This is a genomic window from Microcystis sp. T1-4, from assembly GCF_000297435.1.
Taxonomy (GTDB): domain Bacteria; phylum Cyanobacteriota; class Cyanobacteriia; order Cyanobacteriales; family Microcystaceae; genus Microcystis.
Window position 1 is genome coordinate 1 of sequence record NZ_CAIP01000277.1, and the last position, 1,835, is coordinate 1,835.

The window sequence follows — 1,835 nt, forward strand, 5'->3', positions numbered from 1 at the left end:
CCCTCATTTTATATTTAATTCCACCCACCTACTTAATCAGTATTTAATAGTCAGATTTAGTATTAAGTACCTAAGCAAAATTAATTACACATTTCGATAAAGCTTTTGCCTCTTGCCTTCGTTAAAACCACCCACTTAATAGGATAGTTACAGAACGTAAAAATTGGCTAATTCAGGAGTTATTATTATGCTAGACCAAATGATGAAGATGTTAGAAGGGCAACAAATAGGCCCCTATCGTCTTAATAAATTTCTCGGTGCGGGTGGTTTTGGGGGTGTATTTCATGCTAGTGAAATGGTCAGAAATACATCGGTCAAAGAAGTTGCCATTAAAGTTATCCCCGAAAGTAGCGATGATAAATTAATTGAGTTAACAAATTCCAGAAAGTTAGAACATCCTAATTTAATTAAGAGTTATGCGGTGGGGGAATTTACTTTTCTCAATACAGAGATGCTTTATTTAGTCATGGAATTGGCACAGGGTAGCCTAGAAAATCACATTGCCAAAGCCAGTTTGTCAGCGGATGAGATTACAAATATTACTGCTCAAGTCGCTCAGGGCTTAAATTATCTTCATCGACAAAATAAAGTGCATCGAGATTTAAAACCGGGTAATATCCTCAAGGTTAATCAACAATACAAGTTAGCAGATTTTGGCTTAATTAGAACCTTAAATAACAAAAGCCACACTCAAACAGTCCACAATACCGGTACAATTATTTATATGCCTCCCGAAGCCTTTAGGGGTGATATTTCCTCAGCTTGGGATCTGTGGTCATTAGGTATTATGTTAATCCAAATGACGACTAATCAATTTCCCTATAAGTTCAATAATGACAATAATCAATTAATGGTAAAGGTGATAAATTGTGAGCTACAAATCCCTAGTTTACCGAAAGAGTTTAAACCGATTATTGAAGGGTGTTTGCAAAAAGATAGAAGACAAAGATGGACTGCACAACAGGTTTTAAATGCCTTACAAGCACTCAAAAAGCCTGTTTCACCAATACCCCTAATTGCTTCACCCACTCCATTTACCGAAAACCTACCCAATCGAGTCACACTAGAGATGGTGAGCTTACCAGCAGGTGAGTTTCTCATGGGATCTCCTGACAGTGATCCCAATGCTTTGGATGATGAAAAGCCTCAACACCAAGTTAAAGTCAACAGTTTTGCGATTGGTAAATATCCTGTGACTCAGGCACAATATCAAGCAGTAATGGGAACCAATCCCTCTCGGTTTAAAAATTGGTTTAAAAATAATCCCCAAAATCCAGTAGAAAATGTTAACTGGAACGATGCTCAAGCCTTTTGTCAGAAATTGAGTCAAATAACCGGCAAAAGCTATCGCCTCCCCACAGAAGCGGAATGGGAATATGCTTGTCGTGCGGGGACTACTACTCGCTTTTATTTCGGTGATGATGCTAATCAGTTAGGAGATTACGCTTGGTATGACGGAAATTCTCAGAAGACAACTCATCCTGTGGGCCAGAAAAGGCCCAATGCTTGGGGACTCTATGACATGAGTGGCAATGTTCGGGAATGGTGCGAGGACAATTGGCATGATAGCTATGAGAATGCGCCAAGGGATGGCAGTGCTTGCCTGATAAGGGATAATCATTTTCAAATACTGCGGGGCGGTTCTTGGTGCGGCAATCCGAATCTCTGCCGTTCCGCTTTCCGCAACTACGACTACCGCCGCGTCAGCAGCTACTACTGCGGTTTTCGGGTGGTGTGCGGTGCTGGGAGGACTCTGTAACCCTTTTTCCCTTTTTTTCCCTTTTTACCCTTTTTCTCTTTTTCCCGCCTAGCGGCGGGTCGATTTTTTTTTTGAG

At 40.7% G+C, this 1,835-nt stretch carries 1 protein-coding gene; it reads left to right on the plus strand.

Going from position 1 to position 1,835, the window contains the following annotated elements; genetic code table 11:
* Positions 1–187: 187 nt before the first annotated feature.
* Entirely contained in the window at positions 188–1,759 is a 1,572-nt protein-coding gene (locus tag MICAI_RS15980; protein WP_008204336.1) for an SUMF1/EgtB/PvdO family nonheme iron enzyme, read from the plus strand.
* Positions 1,760–1,835: the final 76 nt, after the last annotated feature.

Excerpts from the sequence above, each read along its gene's own strand:
- MICAI_RS15980 (WP_008204336.1), top strand. The coding sequence starts at position 188 with ATGCTAGACCAAATGATGAAGATGTTAGAAGGGCAACAAATAGGCCCC.